The sequence below is a fragment of the Clostridium tarantellae genome, assembly GCF_009295725.1.
Taxonomy (GTDB): domain Bacteria; phylum Bacillota; class Clostridia; order Clostridiales; family Clostridiaceae; genus Sarcina; species Sarcina tarantellae.
The window spans coordinates 1-1,359 of the sequence record NZ_WHJC01000504.1; the positions used below are offsets into that span (position 1 = coordinate 1).

Sequence of the window (1,359 nt, forward strand, 5' to 3'; positions counted from 1 at the left end):
TATGAATACTTATCAATAGTTTCTCTATTCTTATAAGTTTCAACTATTTTATCTACATCAATATTTCTTAACACATTTTGATTTTTACCCTTTTCAAATTCATTAGATGCATCTATAAATAAAATATTTTCTGCATTATTTCTATTCTTTTTAAATACTAAAATTACAGTAGGTATAGAAGTTCCAAAGAAGATATTAGCAGGAAGCCCTACAACGGCATCTAAGACGTTTCTTTGCTCTATTAGGTACTTTCTTATTACTCCTTCTGCTGCACCTCTAAAAAGCACTCCATGAGGTAATACTACTGCCATAGTTCCATTATCATCTAAATGAGATACCATATGTTGTATAAATGCAAAATCAGCTTTAGATTTAGGAGCTAGTTTTCCATAGGCACTAAATCTAACATCATCTAAAAATTTAGCATCTGCACTCCAGTTGGCAGAATAAGGAGGATTAGCTACAATTGCTTCAAATTTAAAATCACTATGCTGTGGATTTTCTAATGTATCATCATTTCTTATATCGAAATCTTTATAACTAACTCCATGAAGTAACATATTCATTCTTGCTAAGTTATAAGTTGTTGCAACTTTCTCCTGACCATAAAACATTCTAACATTAGCTTCTCTTGCAACCCTTAATAATAGTGATCCTGAACCACATGTAGGGTCATATACGTTTTTTAAATCTGTTTTACCTATAGTAACTATCTTAGCAAGTATCTTTGAAACTTGCTGAGGGGTATAGAACTCTCCTGCTTTCTTTCCTGCATTAGCAGCAAATTGTCCTATAAGGTACTCATATGCGTCACCTAGTATGTCTATTTCACTATCATCAAACTTAAAATCTATTTGTGCTATATTTCCCATCACTTTAGAAATTAAAGCACTTCTACTTTTAACATCTTTACCTAATTTAGTTGATTTAAGGTCCATATCATCAAATAGGTGGTCAAACTCTGCTTCACTCTCTTGACCTAAAGTTGACTCCATAATATTATTTATGGCTTCTTCTAAAACTTCTACATCAAAGTCACCAGTTTCAACTGAAGTTAAAAGTTTATTAAATAAATATTTAGGTTCAATGAAATACCCTATGTCAGACACTAATTCTTCCTGTAGTGCCTCCCTATACTCTTCATCAGCCCATGCTTCTTCATAGCTCATATTATCTTCTTCTAAAAGCTTTCTAGCTCTGCTCTCAACATTTTCAGATAAATAACGGTAGAAGATAAGTCCTAATATATAGTTCTTAAATTCACTTGCATCCATGTTCCCTCTTAGGTCATTAGCTATATCCCATAACTTCGTTTGTAAATTGCTTTGTTGCTCTTTTTGAATTTCTGCTGTACTCATT

1 protein-coding gene is annotated in these 1,359 nt (G+C 32.0%); it reads right to left on the reverse strand.

Annotated elements, in window-relative coordinates; all coding sequences use genetic code 11:
- Positions 1-1,358 (reverse strand): type I restriction-modification system subunit M (locus GBZ86_RS15965; RefSeq protein WP_152892299.1); only part of this gene is annotated, 1,358 nt, incomplete at its 3' end.
- Position 1,359: the final 1 nt, after the last annotated feature.